The organism is Pedobacter sp. 10L46_2, from assembly GCF_056395165.1.
The window spans coordinates 1-16,160 of the sequence record NZ_JBFTIZ010000124.1 but is presented as its reverse complement, the minus strand read 5'-3'; the positions used below and the strand labels follow the sequence as shown (position 1 = coordinate 16,160).

Here is a 16,160-nt window from a genome sequence, read left to right as displayed (position 1 = left end):
ATACATAAGATATAATCAATACCCAAGTTTAGCCTTCTATATCGCCAACTAAAGTGTTGAATTTTATCTTTATATGAGTTTTGGCTTGTTTCTGAAATTCTTCTGGTGTTTGCCCGGTTTGCTTTTTAAAGAATCGGCTAAAGTACGGACGGTCAGAAAAACCCAACTCATAAGCAATCTCTTTAATGGTATTCTCGCTGTGAATGATACTGCGTTTTGCCTCCAAAATAAGTCTGTCATGAATCAGTTGCATACCTGTCTTATTTAGTTTGTCCTTAAGGATTTGGTTGAGGCGTTTAGAACTAATCCCTAATTTGCCTGCATAAAAATCAGTGTTTCGAACTTGCTGGTAATTACTTTCCAACAGCATTAAAAATTCATATACCCTTTTTTGATGGATATCCTGGGTGGTGAATTCATGTTCTTTTACCTGGATCAGTTTAAGCAAAAAAACTTTGAGCAATGCCCTTACCATAATAATATTATTGCTGGTATATTCTTTATCCAGTAATTGGAATATTCCCGAAAGTTCAGTGGCTGATGTTTCATTTAGCCTGAGGCAGGAAAATTCACCCTGTACATTAAATATTTTGAAAAGATCAAGAAGAAATTCTTTATCTTCTTCTTCCAGCATACTTCTTTTAAAAGAAATCAGCTCGCCATTTTTTCCCGCTTTATTCAATTGATGAACCCTATATGGGGGGATCAGATAAATCCAGTCAGCCTTTGCCTCCAGTTCTGTGTCTTTTAGTGCGTGTAGGGCTTCTTCATTTTTTAGCCAGACAATCTCAAAAAAATCCTTCCGTCCGGGGTCATTAAGATAACTCGGAGGGCAATTACCCAAATTCCGTATATAAATTAACGATTTTTCAAGTCCCGGTTGCAGTGCTGCATTTATCATGGCATAAAGATAAGGACTATGAGTTTGTTGTATTGGACGATTGGGAAATTATGGTGGACTATTCGGAAACCCTTCTTTTTTTGTGGCTTATTTATGACTTTTTGACCCTTTATTTTCCTGATTGTCCCACATAATGCGCTGATTGTGTAAGGCTAAACCGATTAGCCCTCATTACTTTTACGGAGGATTAAACAATAAGAAAAATGGAGATTGAAAACATAAGTGAGAAGCAGATTGCTAATGATATCCGTGCCAGTCTGGAGATGATTTTAGTTGAAAATACCTGGTTGTTAAAACAAATGGATTTCAACGAAGTGGCCACTCTGGTTAATTATGTTGGGTCTGCTAATCATATTTTTATTATTGCAGCCGGGCGTTCTGGTTTTGCGATGCGGTCGGCTGCAATGCGATTTATGCACCTGGGGCTTAAAGTTTACTTTGTGGGCGAAACCATTACGCCTGCCATACTAAAAGGAGATCTATTAATTGCGGCCTCCGGATCCGGAACAACTAGTACAATTGTAAGGGCGGCACAGAAGGCAAAGGAAGTTGAAGCCATTGTTGTCGCGATCTCAACTCAAGAGCACTCGCTACTTTCTGGTCTTGCAGATCAATTAATTTTGATACCTGCAGCAGGAAAGCAAGATCTTGAGAGCAGTCGCTCTAGGCAATATGCAGGAAGTTTGTTTGAGCAATTCTTGCTGTTATTAATGGATTCAGTATTTCAGTCATTGTGGAAATTTAATGGTATACCAGCCGCAGAGCTATGGAAAAGGCATGCAAATCTTGAATAAATACAATCAATCAATTATATATTATCATTATGGCAAAATTACAAGTAGCAATAGATTTATTAACCACAAAAGAGGCATTGGCATTGGCAGCTAAAGTAGCACCCTATGTAGATATTATTGAACTGGGGACACCTCTGATTAAGAACATGGGGTCGGCAGTTATTACAGCGATGAAAAACGCGCATCCTGATAAATTGGTTTTTGCAGACCTTAAAACTGCAGATGCAGGTGAGTTGGAAGCTGATGTCGCCTTTACTGCTGGTGCAGACTTAGTTACAGTAATGGGAGCAGCGGGAGATGCTACAATCATTGGCGCTGTTAAAGCAGCAAAAGCCCATGGCAAAGGGGTTGTTGTAGACACGATTGGTTATCCGGATCGGGTGAGACGCGCTCAGGAAGTAAGTAAACTGGGAGTGGAATTTGTAGAGCTTCACGCTGGTTTAGACGAACAGTGGACAGATGGTTATTCAATTCAGGTATTGATAGACGAAGCTGCAAGAGTTGGAGTTCCTGTTTCTGTAGCGGGTGGTGTAAACATCAGTAATGTGGTCGCTGTTGTCGAAGCGGGAGCAAAAGTGATAGTTGCAGGTGCAGCAATTTATCAATTGAAAGACCTTCTTAATTCATTTTCAATTTATAATTTTCTATATTGTTAATCATTAACAAAAAGCCCAATATGATATTAGAAGTTGCTGCCCTGTATATTAAGGAAGGACGAAATGATCAATTTGAATCAGATTTTATAGAAGCGGGTCAATATATAAGTTCAATAACCGGATACATCAGACATAGTTTGCAGAAATGTATTGAACAAGACAACAAATACTTATTACTTGTTGAATGGGAAAATCTCGAAGACCATACAATTGGATTCAGACAATCTGAAGTATATAACAATTGGAAAGAGGCTTTACATCATTATTACGATCCATTTCCAATAGTAGAACACTTTCATGTTGTGGTTACCAATCCGTTACCAGCACATTAAAGGCGTAAAATATGTTATTAAATCAAAAGAAAAGGAAATTACAAGCTTTCGGAATAATTGCATTTATACTAGTGCCTTTGCTGGGGTGGGTATTTCCTTCGAAAGCAAAACCTAATCCGCCGGTTAACAGGCCAAATATAATTTATATACTTACTGATGATATGGGGTATAGCGATGTGAGTAGTTTTGGGGGTAATTTTGTACCTACACCCAATATTGACAGGATTGCTGCTAACGGCAGGAAATTTACTCATTTTTACAGTGCTGCGCCAATCTGTTCCCCATCAAGGGCGGGTTTTATAACAGGTAACTATCCAGCAAGATGGAATTTTTCGACTTACTTAGATAATCGCAAACATAACCGTAATGCGCAGCAAGCAGATTTTCTTGACCCTGAAGCACCCACTATTGCTAAAATTTTTAAAAGCGCCGGATATGCTACAGGACATTTCGGAAAATGGCATTTGGGTGGAGGCCGTGATGTTACCAATGCGCCTGGATTTGAGAAATATGGGTTTGATGAGCATGCTAGTACCTACGAAAGTCCTGATCCCGATCCTTTAATTACTGCTACAAACTGGATCTGGTCTGAAAAAGATAGTATAAAACGATGGGACCGTACTAAATACTTTGTAGATAAAACATTGGAATTTATGCAGAAACATAAAGGACAACCTTGTTTTATTAATTTATGGCCTGATGATGTACATACTCCATGGGTACCTCGAAAAGAAACAGAATATACAGGCCAATATCCGATGAATCCGGAAGAAGAGGCTGCATTTAAATTGGTATTAAAAGAATACGATATCCAGATTGGCAGGCTGCTGGATGGGTTGAAAAAGCTTGGGCTAGATAAAAACACCATTGTTATTTTTACCAGCGATAATGGGCCGCTGCCAAGCTTTAGAGGCACTCGGGCTGCCGGATTACGCGGTACTAAACTTTCTTTGTATGAGGGGGGCACCCGCATGCCATTTATGATCAGTTGGCCGGGCCACATAACACCCGGTACAACCGACGAGACCTCGGTATTAAGCGCACTTGATTTGTTACCTTCATTAGCTAAAATAGCAGGGGTAAAACTACCTAGCAGCTATCGCGGCGACGGTAAAGACCGTAGTACAGCGTTGCTGGGAAAGCCATCTCCCAGAAATATGGATATGTATTGGGAATATGGCCGTAATGATATCGCATTTAAATTTCCCAAAGGTCGCGATAAAAGTCCTAATCTGGCTATACGGTCAGGGCAGTGGAAGCTTTTGATGAACAGCGATGGTAGCAATGCACAACTGTATAACATTCAAAAAGATCAAAATGAATCCAAAGACCTGGCCGCAGATAACCCAAAAATTGTTCAGGGATTGAAAACCAAATTGGATAAATGGTGGACATCACTTCCTAAACTAAAATAATTATTTTATCTATTCTGAAAGTTTTTTTACTTCTTCCAGGCCCTTGGTAAAGCCGTTATTCATAACCTCCTCCCATTCTTCGCCTACCTGCACAGAAGCTTTAAGTTTAGTAATACCATTGTCTTCAGAAAGATGGTATTCTTCCAGGGAGCCTGCCCAGCTTTTCACCCTTTCGCTGGTGGTATCTTCTTTGCCATCTATTACTTCACCTAAATGCTCAAACACGATGTGATAAGGCTCATTTTTTATTTTAATGGTACTAACCATACCATTACCTTTTCCATCCAGGAAGAGTGTTTTACCACCAACCTTCCAATCACTTTCTACTTTGGAACCACCACCAGGATTAAAGGCGTCTGTCCATTGTGAATAAGTTGGCTCATTCCAAAGCGTGCTCCAAACTTTTTGGGCCGGTGCTTTGATCTCTTTTGTGAACTGTAATGTTTTCATAGTAATATTTTTTTAGGGTTAATATATTGTTTAACAAAACTATAGAAAAAAGTAAGCGCGTATGAGGTATTGATGCGACAATTTAAGGGCTTAATTACGACTTGTTTTATCTCTTATAAACAGCTTCATTTTTATATGGTTTGGATAGGGCAGATTTTTTCAACATAAAAAAGAGCAGCCATGAAATGGCTGCTCTGGGAACAAGGGGAATTGAGGGTTAATAAACTTTTTTCTGAGCATTAAACTCTGTCCAGGTTTTTAACCAGGTAGTACCAGCAGCTGTTCCGGCTGCAATTGCACCACGGGTTCCTACCGGAGAAGTTGCCTGAGGGATCAATACATCAGGGCTATAGCTATAAGTTGTATAATTTGCTGCTGTAGGGCCTGCGTAGAAAGAAGTAGGGAGTGCAGAACCTAATTTTAGATAAGCATTTGCAGAAGCACCAGTATTGTCAGGAGTTACAGAACCACCTGCTGCGGCAAAAGCATGCAGGATGTTATTGGTATAAGTACCTGAAGCACCACCTTCATAGATAACACCTGCAGGGAAACCAGCGATCACAGAATTCTGAATGTCAAGACCTGAATCAATACCATTTGCATCAGAACTTCCAGATGAAGTACTGTGAGTAGAATTGATTGCTTTTAACCCAACTGCATACTGGATAGAACCAGTATATCCAAAATCGAAATCGAAATCATCATCATCGCCACCAGCAGCTACAAGGTAAGTTGCATTTACAGTTCCACCGAAGAATTCAAAACTGTCATCAGCTGAGTAGGTTACCTGGATGTGATCTAAAGTAGTACCAGAACCAACACCACCTAAGGTTAAACCATTGATTTCATTGTCAGCAAAAAGTTTAAATCCAGGATATTCAATCCTTACATACTTTAATGTTCCTGAATTGTCGGCAGTTGTTGATCCACCATAACTAACATCAACGCCAGCAGGAGGAGTAGGTAATCCTTCGATTACAGTAGTGGTTGGTTTATTAGTTTGTGCACTACCTAATAAAATGATACCACCAAAATCTGCTGCAACACGACTACCTGGAGCTGCCGGAGAGGTAAATACAATTGGCAAAGCCTCAGTACCTACAGCATCAATTTTAGCACCTTTAACTACTACTAGAACACCGTGGATTGGTTTGGTAACAGTTTCCGGTAATCCTGTATCAGGATTGGTTTGAGTACCGGTGTAGTTTTTGTCTACTCCTGAGGAAAGAATTGTTCCTGCAGGAATTTTTAAAGTTTTACCAGAAGGTACATAACTAACTCCATCAATTAACCAAACTTTGCTGCTGGTTAGATTAATGATGTTGTCTGTTGCATTTCCGTCAAAGTTGTCCTGGATCACACCATCTGTGTTTACCGGAATACTTTGAGTTGGATTCGAAAATCCTGCTGATAAAGAACGATTGAAGTTACCGCTTCCGTCGTTGTTTTGATCTTTTTTACAGCTTGATACTGTAAGAGCGGCGGCGGCTACCATAGCTACCAGGCCTGCGTTTTTCAAATGTTTTACCATTTTTTTTGATTTTAATTTTTAGTACTGCTAAGTTAAGGGATGTAGTGTTAAATTAATATTATTTATTTATTTTAATAATTTAATATTCAAATTGTTATGTTATTTATATTAAGTATTTATTTATATAAAGATAGGCCGATTTAATTCATAAATAATGCGTTTACCTGCACTTGGTAGGGTTTGCCGTCAGTACCCACCATATTCGCACCTGATGCTTCTACAGTCTGCTCATTGATATATAAGGTGATGATATTGTAAAAGATTCCATTATTATAATCGTTAATATCAACAACCCCAGCAAAACCTTCATGTAAAGGTTGTTTTGTTGTGGAATCGATAATATAGAATATGAGGTAGCCGTCGCCAGTTACAGGAGTAAAGGTTTTGTAGTTAGTGTATCCTCCGAAGTTAGAGCTAACGTTTTCAATGGTATCCAGATCAGCAAAATCTCCAAGATTATTGTCAAACATTTTTATAATGATATCTACGTTTTTCGGTAAACATTTTTGCGCGAGATTGGCAATTTTAATTTTCATAAAACCTTCTTCGGGTTTCGGCTCATTTTCCTGGGTATTTTCAACTAATGCTGGCTTTGCCTCAGACGAAGGTTGAAACAGTACTAAATTCTTGATGCCGTTCTCTTCAACAGTAATAATTGTATCAGTTAATACCTTGCCTTTGTCGTCTTTAAAACTCAATTTGCCTTTTCCAATGGGAACTTTGATATTTTTAGTGAGATCAAGTCCCACCGAAATTGTGGTTCCGTTATAATCGATGATCAATGGATTAACCAATGTTTGATTTCCAAAATTTATTTTTCCAAATCGCTGAGCTGTTAGTGCAATTTCCTTCTTGCATGCAAGTAGGAAACAACCTAGTGACAGTGTTAAAAGGATTATTTTTTTATAGAATGACATGCCTTTAAAAGTTATAAGTAAAAGATAAGTTGTAGCTGCGGCCGTACTTAACCCGGTAGCGTAATAAGTCTCCTAATTCAGGTTCGTACCTGTCTGTTCCCTTTAGTTTTTTGAAAGGCTCTAATGAATCGGAGGTTTCTGACCAGGAGTTCGCGTTGGTATAATACTCGTCTGCTGCGTTGAGTATATTGCTGATGTTCAGTTTGATCTCCGCCTTTTGTTTAAGAATTCTTCCACTCAGCTGCAGGTCCAATAGACTTCTAGGCCGTTGAAATTCCGTAGCAGAAGGAGTGGATACGATATAAGAACGAAAACCGGACCTGTTGAAAGAAACATTTGTCCCGAAATACTTGGACTGATAAGCGAGTCCCGCATTGATAATGTATGGAGATTGACCAATTAATGGTCGCTTTAATGATTGTATTACATCAATATACCGAGGTGCGTCTTTTGGTTTATCCGGATTAAAATCAGGATTTTCCATCTTTTGAAATGTTTTTATTTCGCTCCAAATTACCGCAGCGTTTCCATACAAGCTAAAATTTTTCAATTCTTCGGCAATGATACCCAGAGATTTGCGCCATTCCATTTCAAATCCATAATTTATTGCAGAATGCTGATTTTTATAGGTCAAAGTAGTTTGAGTTGCATGAGGTGTTTCATTCACCAGCTCCACGGGCTTGTCTAGTTTTTTGTGAAATGCCGATATGGAGATAATTTCATCGGGATTAGGATAGAACTCATAACGAAGGTCAATATTTTGTACGCGGGTGCTTTTAATATTGCCTCCAATAATAAATGCCTGTAATAGAGGATCAGGAAAACCATAAACCTGGGTTTCTCTAAAATCCGGACGTATGATCGTTTGGCTATATGCACCTCTAAAGTTCATTTTTGAAGTCAGACTGTAAATCGCATTCGCAGAGGGAAGAAAATACCAGTTTTTTTCACCTGTTTGTTCTGGTACCGTGCCTTGATATATTTTGTCTGGAAATTTTTGTTCTTCCTGCTCTCTTTTTCTTATCTCGGCTTCCTGTTTATTCTGTAGATTGAAGTTTTCAGCACGAACTCCATATACCAGGCGCAACTTTTTGGTAAGAAGCTGATCCAGCATTAAATAACCTGCGTGATATTTTGAATTTGCCTTGCTGATGTCTCCATTCCCAATATCAAGCCAGTAATAGGCTTGATTTAACCCATAGCCTACACGCTCTGGAGTTAAAAGGTCTTCATATTTATCTATATAATCAGGGGCACCTACCGGCTCAGCATTTCTACTCTTACCGTATATTTTTGCAATAGTTACATCCTGATTTCTTTCTTTGTACCAGCCGGTATATCCTGTTTTTAACAAACTCTTCTCGTTCAAAAAATTAAATGGCTGGCTTAAATTCAAAGACCAGTTTAAATCATCCTGATTCACTGCACTCCATAAACGATAGTCACCAGAGTAATTGTCTTTCAAATCGTCCACCGCCATTACATTGGGTTGTTGATAAAACTTTCCAAGCGTGTTTTTCATTTGGAGATATTTAAAACTCCTGAGGTCTTTGTGTGCCTGATTTAAATGGGTGTAAGCTCCACTCCAGCTTAATTTAAATCCATTGCTACCTATAAGGTGCTCGCCTTCTATTTTATGCTGATTTATGCTGCTGAAAACAGGATCAACAAGATTAGTCTGGAACAAACTCTGTTGTGAATCTTCTAATAAAATTGTTTGGTAAAAATCCTCATTGAGCGTTTTTGTATATAAATTCCTGAGGTTTAATTTGAATTTCTCACCTTGTATACCTCCATTTAATACTGCACCAATTGTGGTATTGAATATATAGCCTGTACCACGGCCAAGTGTATCAGGAGATTTAAAACCATCAATAAGCGCCCCAAAACTTCTGGCCGATTCAAATTCATTGCTTTGCTGCGTATTACGATATGTCAACCCACCGGTAAAGCCAATTTTAAGTCCTTTTTGTTCATTAATCTCGTATACACGCCCTAAAGTAAAGCGGTAGTTTTGATTTGGGATTGCCTGGTTTTTGTAAATCGCAAATGACTTGTTATCGAATTTTTTACTTTGTTCAATAGCGCCACTGTAGCCGGTTTTATATCCTGTTTCGTCTGTATGCTCTATTCTTGGGTCGTCCTGCCGATTTGCAAAGCTCCACGAAACAAGACCGGCAGGCTTTTCACGTCTGCCATCATCAAATGCAAAATAATCTTTATTTGCTCTTCCTCCGGCAGTTAAAAAATCTTTTCCGGTAGTTTGAGTGTTCCCACCGCTTCCAAAGCTTAACGTTAAGAAATTCTGATCGGGGATACTTAATGTATTTACAATAACTTGTCCGCCAACAAACTCTGAAGACACATCAGGTGTTGCTGTTTTATTTACCACAACACTGGCCACTAGTTCATTAGGTATCAGGTCAAAAGAAAAATTACGCCTGTTCATATCTGTATTGGGAACTACAATTCCATCTATCATGGCCTGATTGTAGCGCTCTGTTAAACCACGGACAACCACATACTTATTATCAAGAGTTGTTACACCACTAATTCTTTTTAACACAGCACCTACATTATTGTCGGGTGTTTTCGCAATTTGCTCGGCTGAGATACCGTCGGTTAATGATGCTGCATTTTTTTGCTGGGCATAAAGTCCGGCAATTGATTCTTTTTTATAACTACCCTGTACAACCACCTGTTTCAGCATTTCATTAGCTGGTTGCATAGCGATGCTAAGCGGTGTGGTTTTGCCTTCCTCAACCAGTATACCTCCAATACGTTTTGCCAGATAACTTACATAGCTTACCTCTAAGGTGTAAGTTCCCGGATCAATGCTTATGGAATATGTGCCATCAACACTACTTTGAATAACCTTTCCGTTCTCAATTATTTTTATACCAGCTCCAGGCATAGGCTGTCCCTTTTCGTCAATCACCTTTCCTGTGATCTTGCCTTGCTTAATACGCTTTATATTGGAAGAAGCTTTGGAATACCTTACCGAAATGGAGTTGTTAGCAAGGGAGAATCCAAATCCTAACGGAGTCATTTCTGAGAGCACTTTCCCTAAAGGTGCTTTTGTATAATTGAGGCTTTCCAGTTCAACCTGTTCCAGCATATCATCATAGTAAAATTTGTAATTTGTTTGCTTATTCAGCTCCTTAAGAAGGGCAGAGGCCTTTACTTTTGTAAAATGAATGCTTACTGGTATACTGATATCTTTATATGCCTGAGAAAATAAAGGTGTGGCGAACAGAATAAATAAAAATGAGAGGTTGAATTTAAGGCTGTTAGGTTTTTTTTGTATGAATTTATCCGTTAGGATATGAATCTTAAAATGCATATTTTTGTTACAAATTTTTTACTATTAGTATGAAATTTAATTTTTAGTAGCGGGTTGCTCCCGCATTGTAAAGTGCCGTTTTACCGAACGGCACTTTCTTTTTGAGATTTAATTTTTAGTAGCTTATTTCTTCATTAATCTGTAGTTTAAACTGTCAGTTTTCTTAAATTTTAATTGGTGAATAAATGCAAGGTTTTTTAATGTTTCATCAACAGTTTGATTGCTGAAATCTCCGTTAACTGTAAATGAAAGTGTGGTTTTGGGATTGAAGTCAATCCTTATTTTGTAATAAGAGCTAATTCTAAATAAGGCCTCATTAAGGGAAGTATGCTCAAAAAGTAATTCTGGTTTGCCAATTGGATCATTAACAACCACATCAAACCTACTCATGTTTCCACTGCCATAATTGTATTCGTAGGCCTTGCCTGGGGTAAGGAATACGGGTGCTTGTTTAGATGCCTTGTTCCTCGGTTTGATGACTACTTTTCCGGTATAAAGGCTTACTTTTTCCCACTGGTAACTCTCATTGTATTGAACGGTAAAAGAAGTTCCTAAAGCTGTAGTCTGTAAGTCTCCGGATTCTACACTAAATGGTTTACTTGGATCTTTTTTTACTTCAAACAATGCCTTTCCATTTGTAAGAAAAACGCGTCGTTCTGTTTTTGTGAATGCTTTAGGATAGCTAAAAGTTGATCCGGAAGAGACTGTAACAACTGAACTGTCCGCCAGAATCAATTTCTGCATTTTACCAACGGCAACATTTACCGTAATAAAAGTTTTTGTGTCCTGTATATAATTGAAATATTGATGACCTTTAAACCCTCCAACAAGTAAAACTATGGCTGCTACAGCTGCGGTGATTTTGTAAATAAGCTTTAGTGGGTGTTTTTTTTGTGCAATCTGACTAGAGAGACTATTTTTTATATTTGACAAGGACTCATCTATGTCTACAGGTACTTCTCTGACATTTAAAGGCTCTAAATCAATATCCTCGTCCAAAAGTTCCTGGTGTGCTCCGGATTTTATCATCATCCAAAACTCGTCAAGCTCTTTAGGCGTTAATGTTCTGTTCGCAAATTTTTCGAGCAGTTCTTTTCTTTTATCGTTATCCATTGTATATTATTCAGACAGTTCAATTAACTGCCTTTACATGAATATATACAGTACAACTTGTGGGTAAGGGGGGCTTGAGGGTAAAATATATTTTAAATATAGTCTCCCGTCTTATTTAATGCTGAAAGTGTTTGCGATGCTTTAGACAAGTGGTCTTTTACCGTTTCTTTTCCAATAGAAAGATGTGAGGCGATTTCGGCATAAGACATACCGCCAAATCTGGAAAGGAGGAAGACTTTTCTTCTTTTTTCTGGCAAAAGCGCATGTACATGATCAATTAAGAGTTTAAGGTCAATTGATGTATCAAGGTCATTGCATTCCTGTTGATTTTGCTCGTTGTGCTTGCAATCGGAGCTATACCGCTCTTTCATTTTCTCATCTCTGGAAACTTGCTCCAGCCAATTGTAAAATATGCTTCGTGCAATTTTATTTAGGTAATTTTTAATACCCTTTTCAGGCTCTATATTACTTCTGTATTTCCATAACCTCATAAAGGTGTTGTTCACCAGCTCTTCGGTGATTTCCTTCGATCGAGTGTTTTGATAAAAGAACGACCATATGGAGCGACTAAATACGTCAAAAACTTGATTGAAAGATTCTTCATTGCCATTGATGAAGCCCTCCACAACTTTGTGTCCTAAGTTTTTCATTGGTCATTTAATATAAGGGTTGATGGTACACAAAAGTATTTAAGGCACCTCATAGTTAAGTTAACTTACAATTATCTATTTGTTAATCCTTTAGGTGGGCTTTGCACTTTTGTAACACTAACAGATCTACCGATCTGATCTATCATGTCCCTTGAATCGAATAGTATCTGGATGTTGTCCTTGCTTAAGGACGATCTTTTTAGTGACTCTCCTGCAATTCGACCGATTGCGGTTTTTATCAGCGGATCAGCCTGATCACCAAAAGGGATCAAATCTTCGCTGAATTCATCTACTGTGATATCAGGGTTTAGGCCAGTGGGGTAATTTCCCTCACTATTGCTATTAAATAATTTAAATACCATAGGCTCTATGCTCCAATTGGCCAAAGTATGGGTATTCTCGTTCTCCTTGATCTGAAAGGAAGCCATGTCTTTGCCCAAGGTTTTCTGCCCGACCTGAATTACGCTTAACCAGGGTCTTAAACCCTTAATCAAAAATTCAGCTGCCGAAGCAGTATGGTTTCCGGTTAAAATGAATACCTGTTTTATTTGTAGGCGCATAGAAGCTATTTCTTCAAAACTGAAATTGTATCCTGCAGAAATATTGGCTATCGTACTGGCAAAATTTTCCCTTCTTAAGGGGGCATTCTTATTACCCCTGTACTCTATAAATACGTCAGATGCCTGAACCTGTGCAATAGCGGCTGCCATTACCGCGCTCATGGCGATATCTCCTCCTGGATTGTATCGAAGGTCTAATATGAGTTCAGTTGCATTATTTTGTTTAAAATAGGCAAAAGCATTCTGAAGGTCATATTTTGATCGCCCTTCGAAAGAATTTAGAAACAGATAGGCAATAGATTTACCGGTACTGCTGATGATTTTATATTTGTATACAGGATTTTCAGCCACAATTGCTGCTCCGAGAATGAGTTCTTCTCCTTGCTGAAGTTTTAATACTATTTTACGCTGTTTAATGCTTGCGGCGATGAGGTTAGGTGCATTTATAGCCGACGGAGTAGTTTGATTAATACTTAGAATAATACTTCCTCTTTTCAGCCCATCGTGCTCTGCTATAGTGCCAGGTACAACTAAAGTCACTACCGTCTTAGTTTCTCCCGAACTATCGCGATAAATCGCTAGGTCAAATCCGAAATTATGTACCAGTGAGGGATAGTAGCTTTCTGGCAAAGTTGGATTGACTAATTTCGAAAATCTGTCTTCAGTACTTTTAATTGATGAAAAAAAATCCAAAGGAGCTTTAGTAATTTCTGGATTAGAAGGTAGACTATTTTGCCAATAGTAGTATACCCGCATGCTGTCTAATACCCAGCTGTTGATTTTTTCGTTGGAACCTGCAGGGTAATCTGGTTTTTCTGGGTCAGATTTCCGACAAGCAATAAATTGCAATGAAAGCAGGAGCCAACTAATACAGAATATGCTGAATTTCTTGCCAGAGATTGCCATTTCACTACTTTAAATCGTAGATGAAGGTAAATGATCCGGATTAAGCGAGGATTAAGTTACGGTTACGATAGTTATTCTAATTACAATAAGTTAAAAAGGGAAAAAATTACAATCCTTCGGGAAGACTGTCCATTCCTAACCCAGAATTTATGGTGCAACTTTGTATTGTTCAATCACTCATAAAAAAATAAAACGATGGAAAATTTAAATGTTAAGAATGTTGTTCTGGTACATGGCGCATTCGCTGATGGTTCTGGTTATAAAGCACTTTATAACGTATTGACAAAAAAAGGTTTCAATGTTTCAGTGGTACAAAATCCATTAACCTCACTTGAGGATGATGTCCTTGCTACACATGTGGCGCTTGATAGAATAGGAGGACCAGCTATTCTTGCTGGCCATTCATGGGGTGGAGCTGTAATTACCGAAGCAGGGAATCATCCAAATGTGGCTGCACTTGTTTATATCGCAGCATTCCAGCCAGATAATGGAGAATCAGCTTTGGAATGGCTGCAAACTGCTCCGCCAGCACCAGAAAACGGCGTTTTGCCGCCTGATGAAAAAGGTATAGTTTATTATGATAAAGACAAATATCACGCAGGTTTCTGTGCGGATATCGATGCTGAAGAAGCTGAGTTTATGTATGCCTCTCAGGGTGCGTTTTATGCAAAGGGTTTTGTAACTCCAATTACAGATGCTGCCTGGAGAAATAAACCTTCATATGGATTAATTGCAACTGAAGATAAAAGCATCAATCCTGAAATTCAGCGAAATATGTACAAACGTTCAAATACCGTTGTCGAAGAAGTTAAAGGGAGCCACGTTATTTTTATGTCACAACCTGAACTTGTTGCAGAAATGATTGTTAAGGCGGCTGAAAACGCATAGAAATAAAATCAAGAATATTTACCCGTATACCGGTTAGCCGGTATACGGTTTTTTATAAATGGATTGTTTTGTCTTTATAAGCAACATGCTGCCATGTCTCCAAACGAATTTCAAAGTTATAAATACGGTCAGTAGCTTAGGTTTTATTGAGATATTCCTAATAGATATTCTGTTGTGTTGCCAATGACAGTAAATATTCTATTAAGTTTAATTGTAATGTTGTTTTGTTGCTTTTATTTTGTTAAATAGAGTATTAAGTTCTTGTATAGCATATATTTTTACGCTTTTTTATTTAATTTATTTTATTTTTTATTAGTTTTTGAAGTTTTTTTATTAAAAATATCAAAATAAATACCAGTGAATTTAAAATTATATTACTTTAGCTTCATGAAATAATTGAATTGTTGGGTGTTGTATTCTTTGTAGCCTGATTTTCATTCGGATTATTTAAAAACCAAACTTTTTTTGCTCACTTTTTGACATTTAAGCCAAATTAGTTCTAAATAGCTAAATCGTTTTACCTAAAAATTATCAACATATAATAATAAACCGACTATTAAACAAATAAATCTAACTAAAACAATTTAGCCTATGGAATAACCTAACAATCAAAATTAAACCAACCAATGGAAACTTTAATGTTTCAAACCAAACCAATCAATCTGAACTCCTGGACTCCTGATGACAAATAGGGAGCAGGTATTAATTTAAAATTCATGAATGCAATTTTATATAAGAATAAAATACTAGGCGTACTAATGCTATTGCAGATAGCACTAGGAACTATATTTTTTAGTGGCTACGCCCAATCCACCACAGCAATCCATATTAACGGTGTCGTTAAAGATGCAACCGACAATCAGCCATTACCAGGGGTGTCGGTAATAAATAAGAGTACCAACAACGGCAGTTCTACAGACGATCAGGGGCGTTATTCAATAAACATGCCTGTTGGAAGTACAATCGTGTTTCGTATGCTTGGTTATAAAGCAAAAGAAATTGTAGTAAAAGCTGGTGATACCAATATCGAAATTCAGCTGGAATCTGATCAAAAGACGTTAAATGATGTAGTTGTTATTGGTTACCAGAAAGTTTCCAGAAGAAAGGCCAGTGCTGCTATAACCTCAGTTGATCCTAAATCTATTGCTGATGTTCCGGCGCCGTCCCTAAGTACCTTATTGCAAGGTCGTGTTGCTGGATTAAACGTGCAGAACTTTTCAGGCGAACCAGGGGTAAGAAGTACTGTTGTATTGCGCGGAAATACCGCCGTGAGCAGAAACATCGACAATAATCCCAATTCGGCTTCTGGTAAAGCCAGCTTGGCCAGAGCGATTAGCGGACCGCTATATGTAGTGGATAACGTAATGCAGAGTACGGAGGATATTGCGGCTTTGAATTTTGGTAACGGAACCAGTACAGATGTCTTAGCAGGTATACCTATTAGTGATATTGAGAACATCGATATTTTAAAAGACGCATCAGCTGCAGCAGTCTATGGATCTCGTGGAGCCAATGGAGTTATTCTTATCACAACAAAAAAAGGATTAACCGGAAAAACGCAAATTAATTTCTCTACCTACCATGGTATTACAGAACGCCCAAACCTTGATAAGGTACTGATAGGAGCAGAAGAAGGCCGCGCAAAAATGGAACTGATCAACCATTATGGAACGTATGATAACCTAAAAAACAGTCCTCAAATAC

General features: G+C 38.1%; 14 protein-coding genes. 6 read left to right on the top strand and 8 right to left on the bottom strand.

The window, feature by feature from the left end; translation table 11 throughout:
• Positions 1 to 28 precede the first annotated feature (28 nt).
• Positions 29 to 901: a helix-turn-helix domain-containing protein gene (locus AC1DDX_RS14585; protein WP_288879150.1), complete on the bottom strand. Its 873-nt coding sequence runs from the start codon at positions 899 to 901 to the stop codon at positions 29 to 31.
• 203 nt (positions 902 to 1,104) lie between these two features.
• Between AC1DDX_RS14585 and hxlB the strand changes: the two genes are divergently transcribed.
• The 4 genes from hxlB to AC1DDX_RS14565 are packed head-to-tail and all read left to right on the top strand — an operon-like array spanning position 1,105 to position 4,098.
• On the top strand, positions 1,105 to 1,695 hold the full coding sequence (gene hxlB, locus AC1DDX_RS14580; RefSeq protein ID WP_172660079.1) for a 6-phospho-3-hexuloisomerase: 591 nt from the start codon (positions 1,105 to 1,107) through the stop codon (positions 1,693 to 1,695).
• Positions 1,696 to 1,724: 29 nt separating this feature from the next.
• Positions 1,725 to 2,351, top strand: a complete 627-nt coding sequence (gene hxlA, locus AC1DDX_RS14575; RefSeq protein ID WP_477622200.1) for a 3-hexulose-6-phosphate synthase — start codon at positions 1,725 to 1,727, stop codon at positions 2,349 to 2,351.
• Positions 2,352 to 2,371: 20 nt separating this feature from the next.
• Positions 2,372 to 2,683 carry an antibiotic biosynthesis monooxygenase family protein gene (locus tag AC1DDX_RS14570; RefSeq protein ID WP_172660081.1) on the top strand — a complete coding sequence of 104 codons (312 nt, stop codon included), beginning with the start codon at positions 2,372 to 2,374 and terminating at the stop codon, positions 2,681 to 2,683.
• A gap of 11 nt (positions 2,684 to 2,694) precedes the next feature.
• Positions 2,695 to 4,098: a sulfatase-like hydrolase/transferase gene (locus tag AC1DDX_RS14565; protein WP_172660082.1), complete on the top strand. Its 1,404-nt coding sequence runs from the start codon at positions 2,695 to 2,697 to the stop codon at positions 4,096 to 4,098.
• 9 nt (positions 4,099 to 4,107) lie between these two features.
• Here the strand turns inward: AC1DDX_RS14565 and AC1DDX_RS14560 are convergent, their stop codons facing one another.
• The 7 genes from AC1DDX_RS14560 to AC1DDX_RS14530 all read right to left on the bottom strand — a co-directional run bounded on the left by AC1DDX_RS14560 (position 4,108) and on the right by AC1DDX_RS14530 (position 13,568).
• On the bottom strand, positions 4,108 to 4,548 hold the full coding sequence (locus tag AC1DDX_RS14560; protein ID WP_172660083.1) for an SRPBCC family protein: 441 nt from the start codon (positions 4,546 to 4,548) through the stop codon (positions 4,108 to 4,110).
• Between the two features lie 217 nt (positions 4,549 to 4,765).
• Positions 4,766 to 6,079, bottom strand: coding sequence for a hypothetical protein (locus AC1DDX_RS14555; protein WP_477622199.1), 1,314 nt, complete (start codon positions 6,077 to 6,079; stop codon positions 4,766 to 4,768).
• A gap of 140 nt (positions 6,080 to 6,219) precedes the next feature.
• Entirely contained in the window at positions 6,220 to 6,996 is a 777-nt protein-coding gene (locus AC1DDX_RS14550; protein ID WP_172660085.1) for a hypothetical protein, read from the bottom strand.
• A gap of 4 nt (positions 6,997 to 7,000) precedes the next feature.
• The gene (locus tag AC1DDX_RS14545; RefSeq protein WP_288879151.1) at positions 7,001 to 10,339 is read right to left on the bottom strand and encodes a TonB-dependent receptor; all 3,339 of its coding nucleotides are present in this window, start codon (positions 10,337 to 10,339) and stop codon (positions 7,001 to 7,003) included.
• Positions 10,340 to 10,462: 123 nt separating this feature from the next.
• Entirely contained in the window at positions 10,463 to 11,452 is a 990-nt protein-coding gene (locus AC1DDX_RS14540) for a FecR family protein (protein ID WP_288879152.1), read from the bottom strand.
• Between the two features lie 92 nt (positions 11,453 to 11,544).
• The gene (locus AC1DDX_RS14535) at positions 11,545 to 12,102 is read right to left on the bottom strand and encodes an RNA polymerase sigma factor (RefSeq protein ID WP_172660088.1); all 558 of its coding nucleotides are present in this window, start codon (positions 12,100 to 12,102) and stop codon (positions 11,545 to 11,547) included.
• Positions 12,103 to 12,173: 71 nt separating this feature from the next.
• Positions 12,174 to 13,568, bottom strand: coding sequence for a S41 family peptidase (locus tag AC1DDX_RS14530; protein ID WP_288879153.1), 1,395 nt, complete (start codon positions 13,566 to 13,568; stop codon positions 12,174 to 12,176).
• Positions 13,569 to 13,763: 195 nt separating this feature from the next.
• On the opposite strand from AC1DDX_RS14530, the gene AC1DDX_RS14525 reads away from it, so the two are divergent.
• A complete protein-coding gene (locus AC1DDX_RS14525) occupies positions 13,764 to 14,456 on the top strand; it encodes an alpha/beta hydrolase (protein WP_172660090.1) in 693 nt (230 codons plus the stop codon).
• Positions 14,457 to 15,172: 716 nt separating this feature from the next.
• The coding region (locus tag AC1DDX_RS14520) for a carboxypeptidase-like regulatory domain-containing protein (RefSeq protein ID WP_477622198.1) at positions 15,173 to 16,160 on the top strand (988 nt) is incomplete at its 3' end.

What these genes read in the sequence shown, in the direction of transcription:
- AC1DDX_RS14540 (WP_288879152.1), bottom strand. Translation starts at nt 11,452, where the DNA reads ATGGATAACGATAAAAGAAAAGAACTGCTCGAAAAATTTGCGAACAGA.
- AC1DDX_RS14545 (WP_288879151.1), bottom strand. Translation starts at nt 10,339, where the DNA reads ATGCATTTTAAGATTCATATCCTAACGGATAAATTCATACAAAAAAAA.
- AC1DDX_RS14550 (WP_172660085.1), bottom strand. Translation starts at nt 6,996, where the DNA reads ATGTCATTCTATAAAAAAATAATCCTTTTAACACTGTCACTAGGTTGT.
- AC1DDX_RS14525 (WP_172660090.1), top strand. Translation starts at nt 13,764, where the DNA reads ATGGAAAATTTAAATGTTAAGAATGTTGTTCTGGTACATGGCGCATTC.
- AC1DDX_RS14565 (WP_172660082.1), top strand. Translation starts at nt 2,695, where the DNA reads ATGTTATTAAATCAAAAGAAAAGGAAATTACAAGCTTTCGGAATAATT.
- hxlB (WP_172660079.1), top strand. Translation starts at nt 1,105, where the DNA reads ATGGAGATTGAAAACATAAGTGAGAAGCAGATTGCTAATGATATCCGT.
- AC1DDX_RS14530 (WP_288879153.1), bottom strand. Translation starts at nt 13,568, where the DNA reads ATGGCAATCTCTGGCAAGAAATTCAGCATATTCTGTATTAGTTGGCTC.
- hxlA (WP_477622200.1), top strand. Translation starts at nt 1,725, where the DNA reads ATGGCAAAATTACAAGTAGCAATAGATTTATTAACCACAAAAGAGGCA.
- AC1DDX_RS14570 (WP_172660081.1), top strand. Translation starts at nt 2,372, where the DNA reads ATGATATTAGAAGTTGCTGCCCTGTATATTAAGGAAGGACGAAATGAT.
- AC1DDX_RS14555 (WP_477622199.1), bottom strand. Translation starts at nt 6,079, where the DNA reads ATGGTAAAACATTTGAAAAACGCAGGCCTGGTAGCTATGGTAGCCGCC.
- AC1DDX_RS14535 (WP_172660088.1), bottom strand. Translation starts at nt 12,102, where the DNA reads ATGAAAAACTTAGGACACAAAGTTGTGGAGGGCTTCATCAATGGCAAT.
- AC1DDX_RS14560 (WP_172660083.1), bottom strand. Translation starts at nt 4,548, where the DNA reads ATGAAAACATTACAGTTCACAAAAGAGATCAAAGCACCGGCCCAAAAA.
- AC1DDX_RS14585 (WP_288879150.1), bottom strand. Translation starts at nt 901, where the DNA reads ATGATAAATGCAGCACTGCAACCGGGACTTGAAAAATCGTTAATTTAT.